Source organism: Bartonella sp. OC68QHHN, from assembly GCF_042193875.1.
GTDB classification, from domain to species: domain Bacteria; phylum Pseudomonadota; class Alphaproteobacteria; order Rhizobiales; family Rhizobiaceae; genus Bartonella; species Bartonella grahamii_A.
In genome coordinates, this window is sequence record NZ_JBHIME010000059.1 from 1 (window position 1) to 484 (window position 484).

The window sequence follows — 484 nt, forward strand, 5'->3', positions numbered from 1 at the left end:
GAGCTACCAACTCTTTTTCCGAAGGTAACTGGCTTCAGCAGAGCGCAGATACCAAATACTGTTCTTCTAGTGTAGCCGTAGTTAGGCCACCACTTCAAGAACTCTGTAGCACCGCCTACATACCTCGCTCTGCTAATCCTGTTACCAGTGGCTGCTGCCAGTGGCGATAAGTCGTGTCTTACCGGGTTGGACTCAAGACGATAGTTGCCGGATAAGGCGCAGCGGTCGGGCTGAACGGGGGGTTCGTGCACACAGCCCAGCTTGGAGCGAACGACCTACACCGAACTGAGATACCTACAGCGTGAGCTATGAGAAAGCGCCACGCTTCCCGAAGGGAGAAAGGCGGACAGGTATCCGGTAAGCGGCAGGGTCGGAACAGGAGAGCGCACGAGGGAGCTTCCAGGGGGAAACGCCTGGTATCTTTATAGTCCTGTCGGGTTTCGCCACCTCTGACTTGAGCGTCGATTTTTGTGATGCTCGTCAG

1 protein-coding gene is annotated in these 484 nt (G+C 55.4%); it reads left to right on the top strand.

All coding sequences use genetic code 11. The features are described from left to right. Positions 1-160 precede the first annotated feature (160 nt). Positions 161-289 carry a hypothetical protein gene (locus ACFIJ0_RS07115; protein WP_375661439.1) on the top strand — a complete coding sequence of 43 codons (129 nt, stop codon included), beginning with the start codon at positions 161-163 and terminating at the stop codon, positions 287-289. Positions 290-484 lie beyond the last annotated feature (195 nt).